This is a genomic window from Methylophaga sp. UBA5088 (assembly GCF_002414625.1).
GTDB lineage: Bacteria > Pseudomonadota > Gammaproteobacteria > Nitrosococcales > Methylophagaceae > Methylophaga > Methylophaga marina.
This window is the reverse complement of record NZ_DIAC01000074.1, coordinates 8,799-11,264: the sequence shown is the minus strand read 5'-3', so window position 1 is coordinate 11,264 and position 2,466 is coordinate 8,799. Positions and strand designations below refer to the sequence as shown.

Sequence of the window (2,466 nt, the reverse complement as noted above, 5' to 3'; positions counted from 1 at the left end):
AGATAACGTTATCGAGTACAACTACTACAGCGTACCGCAAGCACGCCACTCAAACTTACAGCACCGTCCTGTCGGTTTAGGTCTGATGGGCTTCCAGGATGCGCTATACAAACTGCGTATTCCCTACAGCTCTGATGAAGCCGTTCAATTTGCTGATGAATCAATGGAAGCAATCAGCTACTACGCTATCGACGCCTCATCTGATTTAGCTGCAGAACGTGGCAAATACCAAACCTACGAAGGTAGCTTATGGAGCAAAGGTATCCTGCCAATCGATTCAATCAAACTATTGAAAGAAGCGCGTGGTGAATATCTGCAACAAGACGAAAGCAAAACTATGGATTGGGACATGCTGCGTGACAAGATCAAACGTCAAGGCATGCGTAACTCAAACACCATGGCGATTGCCCCAACAGCGACGATTTCAAACATCTGTGGTGTCAGTCAATCGATTGAGCCTACCTATCAGAACCTGTTTGTGAAATCGAACCTGTCAGGTGAGTTCACTGTTATCAACCCATATATGGTTGAAGACTTGAAAGCACGTAATCTGTGGGATGACGTGATGATTAACGATCTGAAATACTTCGATGGCAGCCTTCAAGGCATCGACCGTATTCCAGCTGAGTTGAAATCACTCTACACCACCGCATTTGAAATGGATGCACGCTGGTTAATTGAAGCCGCATCACGCCGCCAAAAATGGCTGGATCAAGCTCAAAGCCTTAACTTATATATGGCTGAACCATCAGGTAAGAAGATGGACAACCTTTATAAACTGGCTTGGGTACGTGGCTTGAAAACCACCTATTACCTCCGCTCTATGGGGGCAACAGGTGCAGAAAAAACCAGCACAGCACCAACAACAGCAACTGAAGCGCCTGCACCAAGCAAGCCTACAGCAGTTGCCGCCGCGAGCACGCAAGCGCCGGTTGCCAGCTCATCAGCAAGTATGGACGATTTAGTTCTAGGTGAAGGTATGGAAGCGCCAAAAGCGTGTTCAATTTTAGAACCAGATTGTGAGGCATGTCAGTAATGTTGAATTGGGATGATCCATTCTCAGCACCGATAGCCGGTACTGCGGAAGCAAAAAAACAAAGCGAAGAAAAAGCAGCAGAACAACCTGCTGCACCAGCGGCTAATGATCTCAGCGAAGCACCCGCTTCGGCTGAGGTCAAGCAAATGCCATTATCAAACGCCAAGCCCGTCAATGCTGACGACAAACGCGTTATCAATGGTGAAGCGGATATTAACCAGTTAGCGCCGTTCAAATACCCTTGGGCATGGAACTACTTCCTGAATGCCAACAAGAATCACTGGACACCGCTGGATATCAACATGGCGCAAGACGTTCATGACTACCGTCATAAACTGACGCTGGAAGAACGCCATGTCTATGAAAACGTACTGTCATACCTGACCACCTCAGACATCTTAGCGATGCGTAATATTGGTCTGGCGGTCATGGAAAAAATGACCGCGCCTGAACTGCAAATCTATCAGGCTCGCCAAGTGTATGAAGAATCATTACACACATGGACATACCAGCACTGTATCGAAACCATTGGTCTTGATCAGTCAGAAATCTATAACCGCTACCGTGTGGTGCCAGAGATTTACCAAAAAATTAAACTGGCCAATGACCGTTTAAATACTGTCATGCGTAGTGATATTGATTTACGCGATCCTGATGAACTGGAAAACTTCATCATGTCCTATGCTTTCTTTGCTGGCATTTTTGAAGGTTCATGGTTCTACAACGGCTTCAGCCCGATTTTTGCTCTGCAACGTCGTGGTCTGATGAAAGGCACCGCCGAACAGCTGCAATACATTATGCGTGACGAAGTCATGCACGCCTCTTTCGGTATTCGCGTTTGTAAGCAAATCATGAAAGAAGAAAACGTCACCTTGGACCCGAAAAAAGTCCAACAGATGTTTGAAGAAGCCGACGCCGCAGAAGAAACTTATGCAGGCTACATTCTGCGTGACCCAATTTTAGGTTACTCAAAAGAAGTGCATCACGGCCAGTTCCGTTACACCGCGAACCGTCGTGCGAAACAACTAGGCTTTGAAGAGCCCTTCCCAGGTGCCGAAGCCACCCTACCTTGGCTTGATGAACAAGCCAATATGCGGAAGGAGAAAAACTTCTTCGAAACCAAAGTCACCGAGTATCAAACCGGTGGTGGTTTGAAATGGGACTGATGTGTCGCGTAACTGATTCAGTGACCGAAATGTAACCATAAGCGACCCTGATAATAAGTCTCATTCGCTTATGGTTATTTGATTCCAAAGTTTTTTAACTGAAACGAGGTTGATTCTGAATATGGCAAGTAATAATAAAGGAACTACGAAAGACATCTCGTTTCTTGCATCTAATACGCTTCGAGATAAAAATGCCATTGAGTAACATTAATTTTGAGTTTTTAACATTGAGAATGAGTAAAAATAACATTTAAAATGAGAAAG

At 45.4% G+C, this 2,466-nt stretch carries 1 protein-coding gene and 1 pseudogene; both read left to right on the top strand.

Annotation, left to right across the window (positions count from 1 at the left end; all coding sequences use genetic code 11):
* Positions 1–1,036, top strand: a pseudogene (locus tag B4K20_RS09400) (ribonucleoside-diphosphate reductase subunit alpha); the annotation flags it as partial.
* The gene (locus tag B4K20_RS09395) at positions 1,036–2,202 is read left to right on the top strand and encodes a ribonucleotide-diphosphate reductase subunit beta (RefSeq protein ID WP_289282690.1); all 1,167 of its coding nucleotides are present in this window, start codon (positions 1,036–1,038) and stop codon (positions 2,200–2,202) included. The pseudogene B4K20_RS09400 and the gene B4K20_RS09395, both read left to right, overlap by 1 nt.
* The last annotated feature ends 264 nt before the right edge of the window (positions 2,203–2,466 follow it).

Coding starts and splice junctions, on each gene's coding strand:
- B4K20_RS09395 (WP_289282690.1), top strand. CDS start 1,036: ATGTTGAATTGGGATGATCCATTCTCAGCACCGATAGCCGGTACTGCG.